Raw genomic sequence first — 14911 nt, 5'->3', positions numbered from 1 at the left:
TGTCACCTTTGGCGCGTTGGCCGCAACCCGAGGTGGGGCAGAACGAGGCTGGCCGAGGCGTAGGTTTTCTTCCTTCTGGACCCACGCCGTATCGGGCAGGGGGCATCCACCAGAATCAGCCAGGGCAGGGTTGTTGATGAGCCAGACGGTCTATCCTTTCGGCGGCGGTGCGACGTCGGACGATGCGCGCAGCCGGGACAAGACGATAGTCGGCGGGAAGGGCGCGAACCTGGCCGAGATGGCCTCGATCGGCCTGCCGGTGCCTCCGGGCTTCACGATCACGACCGAAGAATGCGTCCGCTACCTCGATGAAGGCGGCGAGTTTCCCGAGAGCCTGAAGGCGGAAGTCGCCGAGGCGATCGGGCACATCGAGCGCGCCGTCGGCAAGTCGTTCGGCAATGCCGCCGATCCTCTGCTGGTCTCGGTCCGCTCCGGCGCGCGGGTGTCGATGCCAGGCATGATGGACACCGTCCTCAACCTCGGCCTCAACGACGCGACGGTCGAGGGGCTGGCGCAGGCCAGCGGCGATGCCCGCTTCGCGTGGGACAGCTACCGCCGCTTCATCCAGATGTACTCCGACGTCGTGCTCGGCCTCGACCATGGGCTGTTCGAGGAAGCGCTCGAGATCGCCAAGGAAGACAAGGGTTACTTCGCCGACACCGAGATGGAGGCGGCCGACTGGCAGGCGCTCGTCGCGGACTATCGGCGCATCGCCGAGGGCGAGCTCGGCCGGCCGTTCCCGCAGGACGTCCACGAGCAGCTGTGGGGCGCGATCCGCGCGGTATTCGATTCGTGGGATTCGGACCGGGCCAAGGTCTATCGCCGCCTCAACGACATCCCCGCCGGTTGGGGCACCGCGGTTAACGTGCAGGCGATGGTGTTCGGCAACATGGGCGATACCAGCGCCACCGGCGTTGCCTTCACCCGCGATCCCGCGACCGGCGAGCGTGCCTACTATGGCGAATGGCTGGTCAATGCCCAGGGCGAGGACGTCGTCGCCGGCATCCGGACGCCGCAGTACCTGACCCTCGCCGCGCGGGAACGGGCGGGGGCGAAGCCGCTGTCGATGGAAGAGGCGATGCCCGAGGCCTACGGCGAACTGGCGCGCGTGTTCGACCTCCTCGAAGCGCATTACCGCGACATGCAGGACATCGAGTTCACGGTGGAACGCGGCAAGCTGTGGATGCTCCAGACCCGCAGCGGCAAGCGGACGGCGAAGGCCGCGCTCAAGATGGCGGTCGACATGGCAAACGAAGGCCTGATCGACGAGAAGACCGCGATCCTGCGGGTCGATCCGATGGCGCTCGACCAGCTGCTCCATCCGACGCTCGATCCCAAGGCGCACCGCGACGTGCTGACCACCGGCTTGCCAGCTTCCCCCGGCGCGGCATCGGGCAGGATCGTGCTCGACGCCGACACCGCCGAAACCTGGGCGGAGCGGGGCGAAAAAGTGATCCTCGTCCGCGTCGAGACCAGCCCCGAGGACATCCATGGGATGCACGCGGCGCAGGGCATCCTGACCGCGCGTGGGGGCATGACCAGTCACGCCGCCGTGGTCGCGCGCGGAATGGGGCGCTGCTGCGTCTCGGGCGCGAGTGCGGTGTCGATCGACGCCAAGGGGCGCACGCTCCGCATCGGCAGCCGTGAGCTGGCCGAGGGCGACGTGCTGACGCTCGACGGATCGACCGGGCAGGTCATGGCGGGCGAGGTCGCGACGATCGAGCCCGAACTCGTCGGCGATTTCGGCGTTCTCATGGAATGGGCCGATCGTCACCGGCGGATGAAGGTGCGCACCAACGCGGAAACGCCCGCCGACTGCCGCATGGCGGTCAGCTTCGGCGCGGAAGGCATCGGCCTGTGCCGCACCGAGCACATGTTCTTCGACGCAAACCGCATCAGCGCGGTGCGCCAGATGATCCTGGCCGAGGACGAGCGCGGGCGGCGCAAGGCGCTCGCCCTGCTGCTGCCCGAGCAGCGCGCCGACTTCGCCGAGATCTTCCGCGTGATGGCTGGGCGGCCGTGCACGATCCGTCTGCTCGACCCGCCGCTCCACGAGTTCCTGCCCCACGGCGACGCCGAGTTCGAGGAACTGGCGGATGCCACCGGATACGGCGTCGATCACCTCAAGCGCAGGGCGGGCGAGTTGCACGAATTCAACCCGATGCTCGGCCACCGCGGGTGCCGCCTCGGCATCACCTATCCCGAGATCTACGAGATGCAGGCCCGCGCGATCTTCGAGGCGGCTTGCGACGTCGCCTCCGAAGGTGAAGCGCCGGTGCCCGAGGTGATGATTCCGCTCGTGGCAACGAAACGCGAACTCGAGATTCTCCGCGCGCTGGTCGATCGCACCGCGCAGGAGGTGTTCGCCGAAAAAGGTCGCAGTGTCGATTACCTCGTCGGCACGATGATCGAACTGCCGCGCGCCGCGTTGATGGCGGGAGAGATCGCCGAGGAAGCGCGGTTCTTCTCGTTCGGAACCAACGACTTGACGCAGACTACTCTCGGCGTTTCGAGGGACGATGCGGGTCGATTCCTGGCGGCCTATGTCGAGAAGGGCGTGTTCGCGCGCGACCCTTTCGTCAGCCTCGACATCGACGGCGTCGGCCAACTCGTCAGCCTTGCGGCGGAGCGCGGGCGGGGCACGCGCCCGGACATCAAGCTCGGTATCTGCGGCGAACACGGCGGCGACCCGGCAAGCATTGCGTTCTGCGAGCGGGTAGGTCTCGATTACGTCTCGGCCAGTCCCTACCGGGTGCCGATCGCCCGTCTCGCCGCCGCGCAGGCCGCGCTGCGCGACTAGTCGTGCCAGCCGGTCAAGGTGAGCATTTCCAGCGTCTCGACCACGCGCCCGTGGCGATCGGCTTCGGCAAGGAACGCCTCGCGAGCGCGGTCCAGACCACTTCGGGTGAGAGGCGGGGCGGTGTCGCTAAGCGCACTCGTCAACCCTTGCGCGCGCAAGTCCGCGATCAAGGAGTCGAGGCTGCCGTAGCGCAGCCGCAGTGGCCAGCCATCCGCCACCTGGCGCGCAAACCCCGCGCGTTGGAGCAGTCCGGCGCCCGAGCGCGGATCGACCGCGGGATGCAGCCGCGCGGCGGGCCGCTCGCCGTCGGCGGCGAGAAGGGCGGCGCGCAGGCGCGGCAGGCTGCCCGCGCCGACCATGCTGGCGATCATCACCCCGCCTGCGCCAAGGGCGTTGCGCTGGTGGATCAGCGCACCCGGCAGGTCGTTGACCGTGTCCAGGACACCGAGGCTGACGATCAGTCCGAACCCACCCACGGCGTAGGGCGCCTCGAGATCGATCGATGCGGGTTCCGCTACAGTGATGCGGATGCCCTTGCGCTCGAGCACGCGGCCGAGTTCGACAGCGCCGGCGCCCAGCACCAGTGCGCGATCGGGCTGAAGGCGCATGAACTCGATCCGGTCGAGCGCGTCCTCGACCAGCGACTCGGCGAGCCACGCGGCGGCTCCTGCGTGTCGCTGCAACCTGCTTGCCCGTTCGAGGTGCGCGGTGCGGCGGCGTTTGCTGAATATCTGCGGGGGTGTGGCCGGGGACATCGCGGTTCCCCTGCGCCGCTCGCGCGACGGTGGCAAGCATGAGCATCGCGACCGCTTTGCGAGAGGGCCTCGCGCCATTGGTCGACCTCATCTACCCACCGCGCTGTCCGCTGTGCGGGACCGGAATAGGAGCGCAAACCGGGCTGTGCTCCGAATGCTGGAGCGAGTTGGTCATCCCCGGAGAGCCGTCGTGTGCGCTGTGCCAGCGCCCGTTCGGTTCTGCCGCCGTGGATCACGAAGCGGTCTGCGCGCCGTGCCTTGCCGATCCGCCGCGTCATGACGGGATCGCGGCGGGCACGCTCTATGGAGAGGGCTCGCGCAAGCTCGTGCTCGCGTTCAAGCACGGGCGCCGAATTGCCCTCGCGCCGATGCTGGCGCGGCTTATCGGTGCGCGGCTTCCGGCGCTCGAAGGTGAATGGCTGGTCGTGCCTGTGCCGCTCCACCGCTGGCGCCTGTGGTCGCGCGGCTTCAACCAGGCGGCGCTGCTCGCGGGCGAGGTCGCGCGCGCGACCGGCAAGACGCTGGCGGTCGACGCTTTGGCGAGGTCGAAGCGCACTCCCGCTCTCGGTGGATTGGGGCGAAAGGCGCGGGCGCGGGCGCTGTCGGGCGCAATCGCGGTCGATCCGCGTCGCGCGGCGTCGATAAAGGGCGCGCAGGTGATCCTCGTCGACGACGTGTTGACCAGCGGCGCTACGAGCAATGCCTGTGTGTGTGCGCTGAAGCGCGCTGGTGCCAGCAAGGTGATCGTGGCCTGCTTCGCGCGGGTGCTCGACGATGTGCCGGGCACGGGGCCTACAAACGAAACGCCCGGGGCGTTAACCCCGGGCGCACCGTGACGAAATACTTTGGACCTTCGACAGCCAACCCCCTAGAGGCCGTCGGGATCCGATCCCTCATCGTCTGCTTCCGGAGTCGCGACCGATCCTCGTTAGAGGGGCGCGGTACTTCCTTCGGCGGTCCCTGAACCTGGCGCTCTGTCGGCACCGGCGTTCCGGTTCGCTGCCCGTGGGCTGCGGGGGGGTGTGTCTCATTGAACCCGGATTCGACAAAGCCGCATCTTGCGCGAAGCCCGATTTTCAAGGAGAGCTGTTGTTATAGTGCAACAAACTTTCAACAGCCCATCAGAGCAGCCAGACCGGCCGTTCGAACCGAGGTTCGCCGCGGACGGTTTGCTGACCGCAGTCGTGACCGACGCCGACTCTCGCGAAGTCCTGATGGTCGCCCACATGGACGCTGAAGCCCTGCAAATGACGCGCGAAACAGGCTTCGCGCACTTCCATTCACGCTCGCGGCAGCGGCTGTGGAAGAAGGGCGAGAGTTCGGGCCACGTCCTCGCGGTGGAGCGTATCCTCGTCGATTGCGACCAGGACGCCCTCGTGCTGGAATGCCGCCCCGCAGGCCCCGTTTGCCACACCGGCGCGACAAGTTGCTTCTACCGAGAACTGGAAGATGACTCCCTTCGCGAGACAACTTGACGCTAACGTAAGCTAGGCGCTATTTCCGCAATCCATGGCCGCCACCGCACCCCGATCCGACACGCCGCACCAGGGCGCCCACATCGACCGCCCCGACGTGCACTCGCGCGAACAGTTCTCGATCTCCGATCTGACCGAGGAGTTCGGCTGTACTGCGCGCGCGCTGCGTTTTTACGAGGACGAAGGGCTGATCGCCCCGCAACGGGTGGGTCTGGCGCGCCTCTATTCCAAGCGCGACCGTGCCCGCCTTGCGTGGATCATGCGCGCGAAGAACGTCGGCTTCAGCCTTGGCGAGATCCGCGAGATGATCGATCTCTACGACCTCGGGGACGGTCGTGTCGAACAGCGCCGCGTGACGATCGAGAAGTGCCGCGCCCACGTCGCCAAGCTGAAACAGCAGCGCGACGACATCGATTCGGCGATCGCCGAGCTGTCGCATTTCGTCGAGCTGGTCGAACGCGCCGCCGACGAGCAGTAAGAGAGGACCGACAATGCCGATCTACACGGCCCCCGTGCGGGACACGAAGTTCGTCGTCAACGAAGTGCTGGACCTTGCTTCGCATGGCAACCGCCCCGGCTTCGAGAGCGCAACGCTTGATCTGATCGACACGGTCATCGAAGAGTGCGGCAAGTTCTGCGCCGAGGTGCTCGCACCGCTCAATCAGATTGGCGACCGCGAAGGCTGCACGCGGCATCCCGACGGCTCGGTCACTACGCCGACCGGCTTCAAGGCTGCGTTCGACCAGTACGTCGAGGCGGGCTGGTCGACCCTGTCGCAGCCCGAGGCGTTCGGCGGTCAGGACATGCCGCACGTCCTCGGCTTCGTGCTGGAGGAATTCGCCTCGACCGCCAACCATTCGTTCGGGATGTACCCCGGGCTCACCAACGGCGCGGTCAGCGCCCTGCTGGCGTTCGGCAGCGACGAGCTCAAGGCAATGTACGTGCCCAACATGATCGCCAACAAGTGGCTCGGCACGATGAACCTTACCGAACCGCAGTGCGGCACCGATCTCGGCCTCATCCGCACCAAGGCCGAGCCGCAGGCCGACGGCAGCTACACCATCACCGGCACCAAGATCTTCATCTCGGCAGGCGAGCACGACCTGACCGAGAACATCATCCATCTCGTCCTCGCCAAGACCCCCGGCGCCCCCGAGAGCAGCAAGGGTATCAGCCTGTTCGTGGTGCCGAAGTTCCTCGTGAACGACGATGGCTCTCTGGGCGAGCGGAACGCGGTCATGTGCGGTTCGATCGAGCACAAGATGGGTATCCACGGCAATTCGACCTGCGTGATGAACTACGACGGGGCGACGGGGTGGCTCGTGGGCGAGGAGATGAAGGGTCTCGCCGCGATGTTCGTGATGATGAACGCCGCGCGCCTCGGCGTCGGCATCCAGGGCCTCGCGCAGGCCGAGGTCGCGTACCAGAACGCCGTCGCCTACGCCCGCGATCGCCGTCAGGGCCGCGCGCTGACCGGTCCGGCCGAACCCGACCAGAAGGCCGACAGCATCATGGTTCACCCCGACGTGCGCAGGATGCTGATGGACGCCAAGGCATTCACCGAGGGAATGCGCGCACTGTATCTCTACGGGGCGCTACAGGTCGACCTCGCGCACAAGGCCGAAACCGAGGAGGAGCGAACGAGGGCGGATGACCTGCTCGGCCTGCTGACTCCGGTCATCAAGGGCTACGGTACCGACAAGGGCTATGCCGTGGCGACGGATATGCAGCAGGTCTTCGGCGGGCATGGCTATATCGCCGAATGGGGCATGGAGCAGTTCGTTCGCGATGCGCGGATCGCGATGATATATGAAGGCACCAACGGCGTTCAGGCGATGGACCTGTGCGGCCGCAAGCTCGCCACCAAGGGCGGGGCGGCGATCCAGGCCTTCTTCAAGCTCGTCGACGACGAGGCTGCGGCGGCCGAGGGCGATCTCGCGCCGCTCGGCCAGGCGCTTGCTAAGGCGGTGGGTGAGCAGAAGGCCGCGACCATGTGGTTCATGCAGAACGCCATGGCCAATCCGAACAACCTTGGCGCTGGCGCGCACCACTACATGACGATCATGGGGATCGTGTCGCTGGGCTGGATGTGGCTCAAGATGGCAAGAGTCGCCGCGGTGCGGATTGCGGCCGGCGAAGACACTCCGTTCTACCGGGCCAAACTGACCACCGCGCGGTACTTCTTCGAGCGCTACGGCCCCGATTGCGGAGCGCTGCGGCGCAAACTCGAAGCGGGGTCGGACGCGATGATGGCGCTCGACGAGGACGCCTTCCTCACCGCCGCCTGACATGGCTCGGCCGGCGATCCGCCCCGTCGCATCTGCCGACGCGGTGGGGATCGCCGAAATCTACGCCCACCACGTCCTGCACGGTACCGCGAGCTTCGACACCGATCCGCCGACGGTGGATTTCTGGCGCGACAAGATTATCGCCATAATCGCGAAAGGCTGGCCCTTTGTCGTCGCCGAAGTCGACGGAGCGGTCGCCGGCTATGCCTATGCCAGCCAGTTCCGCGACCGACCCGCCTACGCCAGGACCTGCGAGGACAGCATCTACGTCGCGCCGAGCCACATTGGGCAGGGCGTGGGAACCACCCTGCTGGCATCGCTCGTGCGCGAGGCGAGGGCGTTCGGGTTCGAGCAGATGATCGCAGTGATCGGCGGCGCTGAACCAGCGAGCGTCGCAGTTCATACCAAGGCAGGCTTTGTCGAGGCCGGGCGAATGCGCAACGTCGGCCGCAAGTTCGGGCGAGTGCTCGATACCCTTTACATGCAACTCGACCTGACGGCGGGGTGATTCCCTGTCCGCGCACCATCAAGCGGAAACGACTCGCCGCAGGCAAACCTCCAGATAACCATCAAACACCGCCGTTAAGCGCATGCGTTCATCTGAACGACAGGTTCTGCCCAACATCCGCCACATTCCGGGCATGGTGAGCGGGTTCTCCGCTCATACCTCCGAACACATTTTCCGGGGGCTTTCCGGCCGATCCGCTTCCCATTGGGGACGATCGGGGAGATCGTGGTTTCGCGGTCGGCCGAAGAATATCGAAGGAGATTCTTATGCGTGCGATTTCCACCAAGCGGGCACTGCCGCTGGTTCTTGCCGGCCTCGCGCTGCCTGCGGCAACCCTCATGGCGCAAGATGCCCAGGCGCCCGCCAACGACCAGTATGCGGTCACCGTTTATGGCGAGGTCCCTGCCGATCTCCAAGGCCTGCCCGATGGACCAGATGTCGAGGGCTTCATTTCGGCTCGCAAGGGCGACCGGATGCAGGTGACCGGGGATGACGGCACCCGCACCCCGGTCGGCATCAGTTCGTCGACCGAAGTCCGCTCGAGCAAGGGCCTCCTGGGCCTTGGCCGCGGCAAGTTGACCTCCGATGCGCTGCTCAACGGGTTGCCGGTGACGGTGAAGACGGCCCAGTGGAACGGCGGCCTCGTTGCCCGTTCGGTCAAGTTCAAGAACGGCGACTTCAAGACCGCCGCGATGATCAACCGTGGCACTGCGCAGGGCTTCGCCGAACAGACCGCCGCGACCGAAGCGCTGCGCAGCCGCGTCGCCGATATCGACCAGTACAACGTCAAGGGCACCACGAACGTGTTCTTCGACACCGGCAAGTACAACCTGTCCGGTCAGGCGCAGGGCGACCTGTGCTCCGCCGCCCAGCAGGCCGAAGGCATGGACAACGCGCTGCTGCTGATCGTCGGCTACACCGATTCCACGGGCGACTACGAGTTCAACCAGGAACTCAGCGAGAAGCGGGCGGCGCGGGTGAAGAACTACCTGCAGCAGCAGTGTGGCTGGAAGCCGTACCGCATGCTGACGCCGACCGGCATGGCCGAAGCTGATCCGCTGGCGGACAACACCACCGCGGAAGGCAAGGCGCAGAACCGCCGCGTCGCGGTCAACATCCTCGTCAGCAAGGGCCTCGACGGGATGTAATCGATACGGGGCGGGCTTCGGTCCGCCCCGCATTCGTTTCAAAGCAGGCGCATCTGGCCCCCGGTTTCGGGCGGTCGGAACTTCGTGCAATCGAGCTCGAACCGCTCCTTGCCGATTCCCGCGCGCTTGCAGGCCAGCGTGAAGCGGGCACGGAACAGATCCGCCCACACGCCGCTCGGTTTCATCCGGGTGAAGAAGTCGGGATCGTTGTCCCGCCCGCCCCGGATCGAGCGGACGATCGACATGACCTTGTCCCCACGCTCGGGGAAATGGACCGACAGCCATTCGCGAAACAAGGGCGCCACCTCATGCGGAAGGCGCATGGGTATCCAACCGGCGGACTTGACGCCCAAGGCGGCGGCGCGAGCGACGATCTCCTCCATGAAGCCATCGGTGATTGCCGGGATAATCGGTGCGACCGAGCAGTGGACAGGGACACCCGCTTCGACAAGTTTTCCCAATGCCGCGAGCCGCTTGGCGGGCGCGGCTGCGCGCGGCTCGAGCTTGCCGGACAACTTCGGATCGAGCGTTGTCACCGACACGCAAACCGCTGCGAGCCGTCGCTTCGCGAGTTCCGCCAGCAGGTCGATGTCGTCGCACACCCGGTCGGACTTTGTCGTGATGGTCACCGGATGGCGTGCGTCGAGGCAAACTTCGAGCACCTGCCGGGTGATGCGATAGGTCCGCTCGATCGGTTGGTAGGGATCGGTGTTGGTCCCCATCGCGATGGGACGCGGCTTGTAGCGCGGTTTTGCGAGGGTCTCGCGGAGGAGTCTCGCCGCGTCGGGCTTGGCAAACAGCTTCGTCTCGAAGTCGAGGCCCGGCGACAGGTCGTGATAGGCGTGGGTTGGGCGCGCGAAACAATAGACGCAGCCGTGCTCGCACCCGCGATAGGCGTTTACCGAACGGTCGAATGGGATGTCGGGTGAAGTATTGAAGCTGAGGATCGTTTTGGGATGCTCCTCGGTCACCGTGGTCCGCAGCTTCACCGGGGGTCCGTCCAGCGCCTCCATGTGATCGCGCCAGTCGCCGTCTATCTCGCGCTCGGCGAGGCCGAAGCGCGTAGGCACCTTCGCGCCTTGCGCGCCGCGACCGGTGATTTCTGGTTCGAGGCGGCGTTCCATGCGCGAGAACATACACGGAACAGAGGCGAGTCGGAAGGGCCTACTTTTCGCGCAGTCGCGGCATGAGTTCGACGAAGTTGCAGGGGCGGTTGCGGCTGTCGAGTTGCTCGGCAAGGATGCCGTCCCACCCGTCTTTCACCGCGCCGTTCGAACCGGGCAAAGCGAAGACGTAGGTTCCACGCGAGACGATCGCCAATGCGCGGCTCTGCACAGTGCTGGTCCCGATCGAATTGTAGCTGAGCATTCGGAACAGCTCGCCGAAGCCGGGGATGTCCTTTTCCTTCACCCGGTCGAGCGCTTCGGGCGTGACGTCGCGGCCCGTCAGGCCGGTGCCGCCAGTCGATACGATCGCATCGATCTGCGGATCGTCGATCCAGATGGTGAGCCGGTCCGTAAGGACGCTCGCATCGTCCTTCTCGATCGCTCGCGCCACCAGATGGTGTCCGGCCGATGCGATCCGTTCGGCGAGGATATCGCCGCTGGTGTCGTCAGCCGCCGTGCGGGTGTCGGAAACGGTGAGGAGGGCGATGTTGATCGGCTTGAACAGCCGGTCGGGATCGATGGCCATTACTTGGCCGACATACGGACCGCGCCGCCGCCAGCGAGTTCGGGGAAGGTCGGCCACATGCCTTGCGCCAGTGCCTTGCGGCTGTCGCTGGCGCCGCCCGCCTGCCGCTCGTACATCCAGTAGTTGCGCATCACGATCCCGACATAGCCGCGCGTTTCCCAGTACGGGATGCTCTCCATGTAGAGCAGCGGGTCGCCCTGATCCTTCACCTCGTAGTTCCAGCGCGACAGCGGGGTGAGGCCCGCGTTGTAGGCCGCCATGATCTTGGGCAGCAGTCCTCCGGTCGCCGAGCTGTCGCGCAGCATGGCGAGGTGGCGCTGGCCGAATGCGAGGTTCACTTCAGGCCGGTTCAGATCGCTTGGGCTGCCGCTGTAGCCGAGGCTGCCCGAATGGTCCTTCGCCGCCGCCGGCATGATCTGCATCAGGCCGCGAGCGCCCGCCGGGCTGACAGCGCCCGCCTGGAAGCGCGATTCCTGCAAAGTGTGCGCGAAGGCGAGCGCGGGATCGACCTTCCAGCCATTGGTCGGCTGCCAGCGCGGCGCAGGATAGCGCAGCGACGGCTCTGCGCGCGCTCCGCGCGGCGCGTTGGCCGACATCCACAGTTGGGTTGAGGGCAGGCCAAGTTCGCGCGCGAGGCGGCTAAGCGCATCGTATTCGCTGGCCGGGCCGATCTTCGCCTCGTGACGAAGCACCTCGTCCGCCAGCGTGTCGCGGTCGATCTCGGCGAGCGCCACCGCAGCGCGCACATTGGGTGCATCGCGCAGTCGCTGCCAGTCGGCAAGATTGAAGTCGGCGCTCTGCTTGCCGCCCGGCAGGTCCTGTCCCAAGGCTTCGCGCGCGAGCATTCCGTAAAGCGTCTCGTCCATCCGCGCCGCACCGCGCAGGAATTCGGCCGAGCGTTCGGGCTGGCGGCACCGGATCGAGGCCCGGCTTGCCCAGTAATAGGCTGCGGCGTTGAGTTCGGGGTTCTGCGCCGATCCGGCGGCGCGCTGGAATGCGTCCGCCGCGGCGGCGCAATCGTTCAGGCGCCAAGCGGCAAGTCCTGCCGCCCAATCGCCTTCGCCGACCCACGCACCACTGCCGCCGTCGCGCACGGTGTTCGCCATCGCGAGCGCCGCGGCGTCCTGGTTTTCGATATAATAGCTCCACGCGACACGCTGGCGCCATTCGGCCCGGGTGGCGGATGACAGCGAGGCATCGACCCCGTCGAGCAGGATGCGGGCGCCCTCAGGGTCATCGTTCTTGATTCGCTCCAAGATAGCAGCCTTGACCGTGGCGGGCATCGTGCCGTCCTCGACTGCCGAGGGCATGGTGCGGCGCGACTGATAGCCTTGCGGAACGAGGCGCTGTTCGGTCGGCAGGCCCGGTATCGTGGTGAGGCCGCGTTTCAGGCCCAGATTGGCGACCCGTGTCGCCTGCGGCAGGCTTGTGCCCTGCGACAGCCACGCCTCGATCGCCGGGAGTTCGACTTTGGGGCTGGCGGAATCGAGAAAGTATTCAGCCCGGGCGACCTGGTGCAGGGGACCGTCGGGTCGCTCCACGAACATTGCATCGACGCGAGTCCAGTCCTTTACGTCGATCGCCGCAAACAGCGCGCGGTACCAGTCGCGATCCGCCTTGTTCAGCAGTTCAGGGACATTGGTGGAATTTGCGCGGTTGCGGAAGTATTCGGCGGCGCTGGAATTGGCGAGGGCAGGCGTACTGACGGCGCAGGCCATCAGGCCCGCAATTGCAACAGCTATCCGTCCTTTTCGCGCCATGCGTCGCTTTCCGTCCAATCCAGCCAGCTGCCCCAGAATTTGGCCCGGAGCTGCCCCTTGTCGCGCAGCCGCTCGAGCCCGAGCGTGAACAGCGCGGGTACCCTGCCGCCTTCATGGTTAAACGAACGTAAGTTTTGAGTGACTTGCGCTGGATCGTGCCCACAGAGCGGCAGGATGTTCCTGCCGAACACGATTAGCCGCCGCGGGCGGACCAGCAATACATGGTGGGCGAGCACCGCGCCCATTCCCTTGGCCTCCAGCTCGGGCCAGTCGGCAACCGGCGTATGGCGCGGGAGGACGGCGGCGCGATAGACTCGCTCGCTTGCCACGCCGGCTGCCGTCAGAAAACCGTCGAGTAGCTTGCCTTGCGGGCCGGACAGCAATGTCTCGGCGTCGCTTTCCTCGGGCATCGAGACCAGCACCATCAGGTCGGCACCCGTTTCGCCCGATGGCGCGATGCGGGGCGCAAGGCCGCCTTCGTCGAGTGTCGGCTCTGCCAGCCACCACTGCCTGAACGCGCCGAGTTCTTGTGGCCAGCCCTCGCGAGTGCCGCCAATCTTGGGCTCTGGCCGTGTCGGTGCGGCTACTGCGACAGGGCGGCGAACCTGCTCGACCGGCACTTCCGCGACCTTGGTCGCATCGAGCCAGGCGTGCGGTTCGTCCGCATAGTCCGCATCGACCCCGGCTTCTCGCCACCAGTCGAGCGCGGCTGCGATATCGGCTTCGAGCGAAGAGGATGCTGGGCGGGACATAGGCGACAGGGTCTTGACCTGCCCCGCCGCTGCAATCAAGCGGTTCAACATTGCTGGAACGGGGAGCCGGAATGTTATGATCGAACGCGAATCGATGCCGTGCGACGTGGTGATCGTCGGTGGGGGCCCCGCTGGCCTCGCCGCGGCGATCCGTTTGAAGCAGGTCAATTCCGAGCTTGAGGTCGTCGTTCTGGAAAAGGGCAGCGAGATCGGCGCGCACATCCTGTCAGGCGCGGTGGTCGATCCCAAGGCGCTCGACGAGTTGCTGCCTGAGTGGCGCGACAGTTGCCCGATGGCGCAGGTCCCGGTCACGGACAACTGGCACTGGGTCCTGTCGAAGAAGGGCAAGACCAGCCTGCCGCACATCATGATGCCGCCGTTCATGTCGAACGACGGGTGTTACACCGGTTCGCTCGGCAACATGTGCCGCTGGCTCGCCGAGCAGGCCGAGGGGCTGGGGGTCATGGTGTTCCCCGGCTTTCCTGCTGCCGAAGTGATCGTAGATGGCGAAGGCAAGGTCGGCGGCGTCATCACTCAGGACATGGGCGTGGCGGCGGACGGAAGCCACAAGGGCGATTTCCAGCCCGGAATGGAGATCCACGCCAAGTATACGCTCTTCGCCGAAGGGGCGCGCGGCAACCTCACCAAGCAGATGAAGGCGCGCTTCGATCTCGAGGCGGAGTGCCAGCCGCAGGTTTACGGCCTCGGCATCAAGGAAATCTGGGACATCGATCCCGAAAAACATGTGCCCGGCCGGGTGATCCACACCCAGGGCTGGCCGCTGTCGGAGAGCGAGAGCTGGGGCGGCGGGTTCCTCTATCACCAGGCGAACGGGCAGGTCGCGATCGGCTTCGTCACCGCGCTCGACTACCGCAATCCGTGGGTCAGCCCGTTCCAGGAATTCCAGCGCTGGAAGCAGCACCCGGCAATCCGCGAATACCTCGAAGGCGGCAAGCGGGTGGCCTATGGCGCGCGAGCGATCAACGAGGGCGGCTGGCAGTCTGTGCCGAAGCTCGCGTTCCCCGGCGGCGCGTTGATCGGCTGCGCCGCGGGCTTTGTGAACGTGCCGCGGATCAAGGGCAGCCACACCGCGATGAAGAGCGGAATGCTCGCCGCCGAGGCCATCGCCGCGGCGATCGGCCGAGGCGAGGAAAAGACCGCGCTGATGGACTACGACGCGGCCGTCCGCTCGAGCTGGATCGCGAAGGAGCTGAAGCTCGTCCAGAACGCGCAGCCGGCGGTCGCCAAGTTCGGCGGCGACATCGGCACCGTGGTCGCCGGGCTCGACATGTGGCTGCGCTATCTCAAGATGCCGATCCTCCCCGCGTTCAAGCATGAACCGGACTACGAACTGACCGGCCGCGCCGACCTGTTCCCGAAAATCGCTTATCCCAAGCCCGACGGGGTGATCAGTTTCGACCGCCTGACCAGCGTCAGCTACAGCTACACCAACCATGCCGAGGACCAGCCGGTCCACCTCAAGGTCAAGGACATGGAGCTGCAGAAGCGCAGCGAGCTCGGCGTCTATGGCGGCCCCTCGCAGTTCTACTGCCCGGCGGGCGTCTACGAATGGCTGGTAGACGAGGCCACCGGCGCGCCGAAGTACCAGATCAACTCGCAGAACTGCGTCCACTGCAAGACCTGCGATATCAAGGACCCCAACCAGAACATCACTTGGGTCACGCCCGAGGGTGGCGGCGGGCCGAACTATCCGAATATGTGATCGGATTTTG

The 14911-nt window shown here is 66.2% G+C and carries 13 protein-coding genes; 8 read left to right on the top strand and 5 right to left on the bottom strand.

The window, feature by feature from the left end; translation table 11 throughout:
• Positions 1–136: 136 nt before the first annotated feature.
• Positions 137–2800, top strand: a complete 2664-nt coding sequence (gene ppdK, locus ACWPMX_RS06400) for a pyruvate, phosphate dikinase (protein WP_455699204.1) — start codon at positions 137–139, stop codon at positions 2798–2800.
• On the opposite strand, the gene ACWPMX_RS06395 is transcribed toward ppdK, so the two are convergent.
• Positions 2797–3555: a methyltransferase domain-containing protein gene (locus tag ACWPMX_RS06395; protein ID WP_455699203.1), complete on the bottom strand. Its 759-nt coding sequence runs from the start codon at positions 3553–3555 to the stop codon at positions 2797–2799. The two genes, ppdK and ACWPMX_RS06395, sit on opposite strands and share 4 nt — an antisense overlap.
• Positions 3556–3593: 38 nt before the next feature.
• Between ACWPMX_RS06395 and ACWPMX_RS06390 the strand changes: the two genes are divergently transcribed.
• The 6 genes from ACWPMX_RS06390 to ACWPMX_RS06365 all read left to right on the top strand — a co-directional run bounded on the left by ACWPMX_RS06390 (position 3594) and on the right by ACWPMX_RS06365 (position 8974).
• Positions 3594–4391, top strand: a complete 798-nt coding sequence (locus ACWPMX_RS06390) for a double zinc ribbon domain-containing protein (RefSeq protein ID WP_455699202.1) — start codon at positions 3594–3596, stop codon at positions 4389–4391.
• A 261-nt stretch (positions 4392–4652) separates the two neighbouring features.
• Positions 4653–5030 (top strand): phosphoribosyl-AMP cyclohydrolase, encoded by a 378-nt coding sequence (gene hisI / locus ACWPMX_RS06385; protein ID WP_455700741.1) that lies wholly within the window; start codon positions 4653–4655, stop codon positions 5028–5030.
• 34 nt (positions 5031–5064) lie between these two features.
• Positions 5065–5508, top strand: a complete 444-nt coding sequence (locus ACWPMX_RS06380) for a MerR family transcriptional regulator (RefSeq protein ID WP_455699201.1) — start codon at positions 5065–5067, stop codon at positions 5506–5508.
• A gap of 13 nt (positions 5509–5521) precedes the next feature.
• Positions 5522–7318 carry an acyl-CoA dehydrogenase C-terminal domain-containing protein gene (locus ACWPMX_RS06375; protein ID WP_455699200.1) on the top strand — a complete coding sequence of 599 codons (1797 nt, stop codon included), beginning with the start codon at positions 5522–5524 and terminating at the stop codon, positions 7316–7318.
• A gap of 1 nt (position 7319) precedes the next feature.
• A complete protein-coding gene (locus ACWPMX_RS06370; protein WP_455699199.1) occupies positions 7320–7826 on the top strand; it encodes an N-acetyltransferase family protein in 507 nt (168 codons plus the stop codon).
• Positions 7827–8092: 266 nt separating this feature from the next.
• Positions 8093–8974 carry an OmpA family protein gene (locus ACWPMX_RS06365; protein ID WP_455699198.1) on the top strand — a complete coding sequence of 294 codons (882 nt, stop codon included), beginning with the start codon at positions 8093–8095 and terminating at the stop codon, positions 8972–8974.
• A gap of 38 nt (positions 8975–9012) precedes the next feature.
• Here the strand turns inward: ACWPMX_RS06365 and ACWPMX_RS06360 are convergent, their stop codons facing one another.
• The 4 genes from ACWPMX_RS06360 to ACWPMX_RS06345 are packed head-to-tail and all read right to left on the bottom strand — an operon-like array spanning position 9013 to position 13178.
• The gene (locus tag ACWPMX_RS06360) at positions 9013–10098 is read right to left on the bottom strand and encodes a PA0069 family radical SAM protein (RefSeq protein ID WP_455699197.1); all 1086 of its coding nucleotides are present in this window, start codon (positions 10096–10098) and stop codon (positions 9013–9015) included.
• Between the two features lie 40 nt (positions 10099–10138).
• Positions 10139–10666 carry a molybdenum cofactor biosynthesis protein B gene (moaB, locus tag ACWPMX_RS06355; protein ID WP_455699196.1) on the bottom strand — a complete coding sequence of 176 codons (528 nt, stop codon included), beginning with the start codon at positions 10664–10666 and terminating at the stop codon, positions 10139–10141.
• Complete coding sequence (locus tag ACWPMX_RS06350; RefSeq protein WP_455699195.1) at positions 10666–12384, bottom strand: lytic transglycosylase domain-containing protein; 1719 nt, start codon at positions 12382–12384, stop codon at positions 10666–10668. Before ACWPMX_RS06350 ends, moaB begins: the two co-directional genes overlap by 1 nt.
• Positions 12385–12404: 20 nt before the next feature.
• Positions 12405–13178, bottom strand: coding sequence for a hypothetical protein (locus ACWPMX_RS06345; RefSeq protein ID WP_455699194.1), 774 nt, complete (start codon positions 13176–13178; stop codon positions 12405–12407).
• 76 nt (positions 13179–13254) lie between these two features.
• On the opposite strand from ACWPMX_RS06345, the gene ACWPMX_RS06340 reads away from it, so the two are divergent.
• Entirely contained in the window at positions 13255–14901 is a 1647-nt protein-coding gene (locus ACWPMX_RS06340) for an electron transfer flavoprotein-ubiquinone oxidoreductase (RefSeq protein ID WP_455699193.1), read from the top strand.
• Positions 14902–14911: the final 10 nt, after the last annotated feature.

Source organism: Tsuneonella sp. HG094 (assembly GCF_053819285.1).
This window is presented reverse-complemented; position numbering and strand designations above follow the sequence as displayed.

What these genes read in the sequence shown, in the direction of transcription:
- ppdK (WP_455699204.1), top strand. Translation starts at nt 137, where the DNA reads ATGAGCCAGACGGTCTATCCTTTCGGCGGCGGTGCGACGTCGGACGAT.
- ACWPMX_RS06395 (WP_455699203.1), bottom strand. Translation starts at nt 3,555, where the DNA reads ATGTCCCCGGCCACACCCCCGCAGATATTCAGCAAACGCCGCCGCACC.
- ACWPMX_RS06390 (WP_455699202.1), top strand. Translation starts at nt 3,594, where the DNA reads ATGAGCATCGCGACCGCTTTGCGAGAGGGCCTCGCGCCATTGGTCGAC.
- ACWPMX_RS06380 (WP_455699201.1), top strand. Translation starts at nt 5,065, where the DNA reads ATGGCCGCCACCGCACCCCGATCCGACACGCCGCACCAGGGCGCCCAC.
- ACWPMX_RS06375 (WP_455699200.1), top strand. Translation starts at nt 5,522, where the DNA reads ATGCCGATCTACACGGCCCCCGTGCGGGACACGAAGTTCGTCGTCAAC.
- ACWPMX_RS06370 (WP_455699199.1), top strand. Translation starts at nt 7,320, where the DNA reads ATGGCTCGGCCGGCGATCCGCCCCGTCGCATCTGCCGACGCGGTGGGG.
- ACWPMX_RS06365 (WP_455699198.1), top strand. Translation starts at nt 8,093, where the DNA reads ATGCGTGCGATTTCCACCAAGCGGGCACTGCCGCTGGTTCTTGCCGGC.
- ACWPMX_RS06360 (WP_455699197.1), bottom strand. Translation starts at nt 10,098, where the DNA reads ATGGAACGCCGCCTCGAACCAGAAATCACCGGTCGCGGCGCGCAAGGC.
- moaB (WP_455699196.1), bottom strand. Translation starts at nt 10,666, where the DNA reads ATGGCCATCGATCCCGACCGGCTGTTCAAGCCGATCAACATCGCCCTC.
- ACWPMX_RS06350 (WP_455699195.1), bottom strand. Translation starts at nt 12,384, where the DNA reads ATGGCCTGCGCCGTCAGTACGCCTGCCCTCGCCAATTCCAGCGCCGCC.
- ACWPMX_RS06345 (WP_455699194.1), bottom strand. Translation starts at nt 13,178, where the DNA reads ATGTCCCGCCCAGCATCCTCTTCGCTCGAAGCCGATATCGCAGCCGCG.
- ACWPMX_RS06340 (WP_455699193.1), top strand. Translation starts at nt 13,255, where the DNA reads ATGATCGAACGCGAATCGATGCCGTGCGACGTGGTGATCGTCGGTGGG.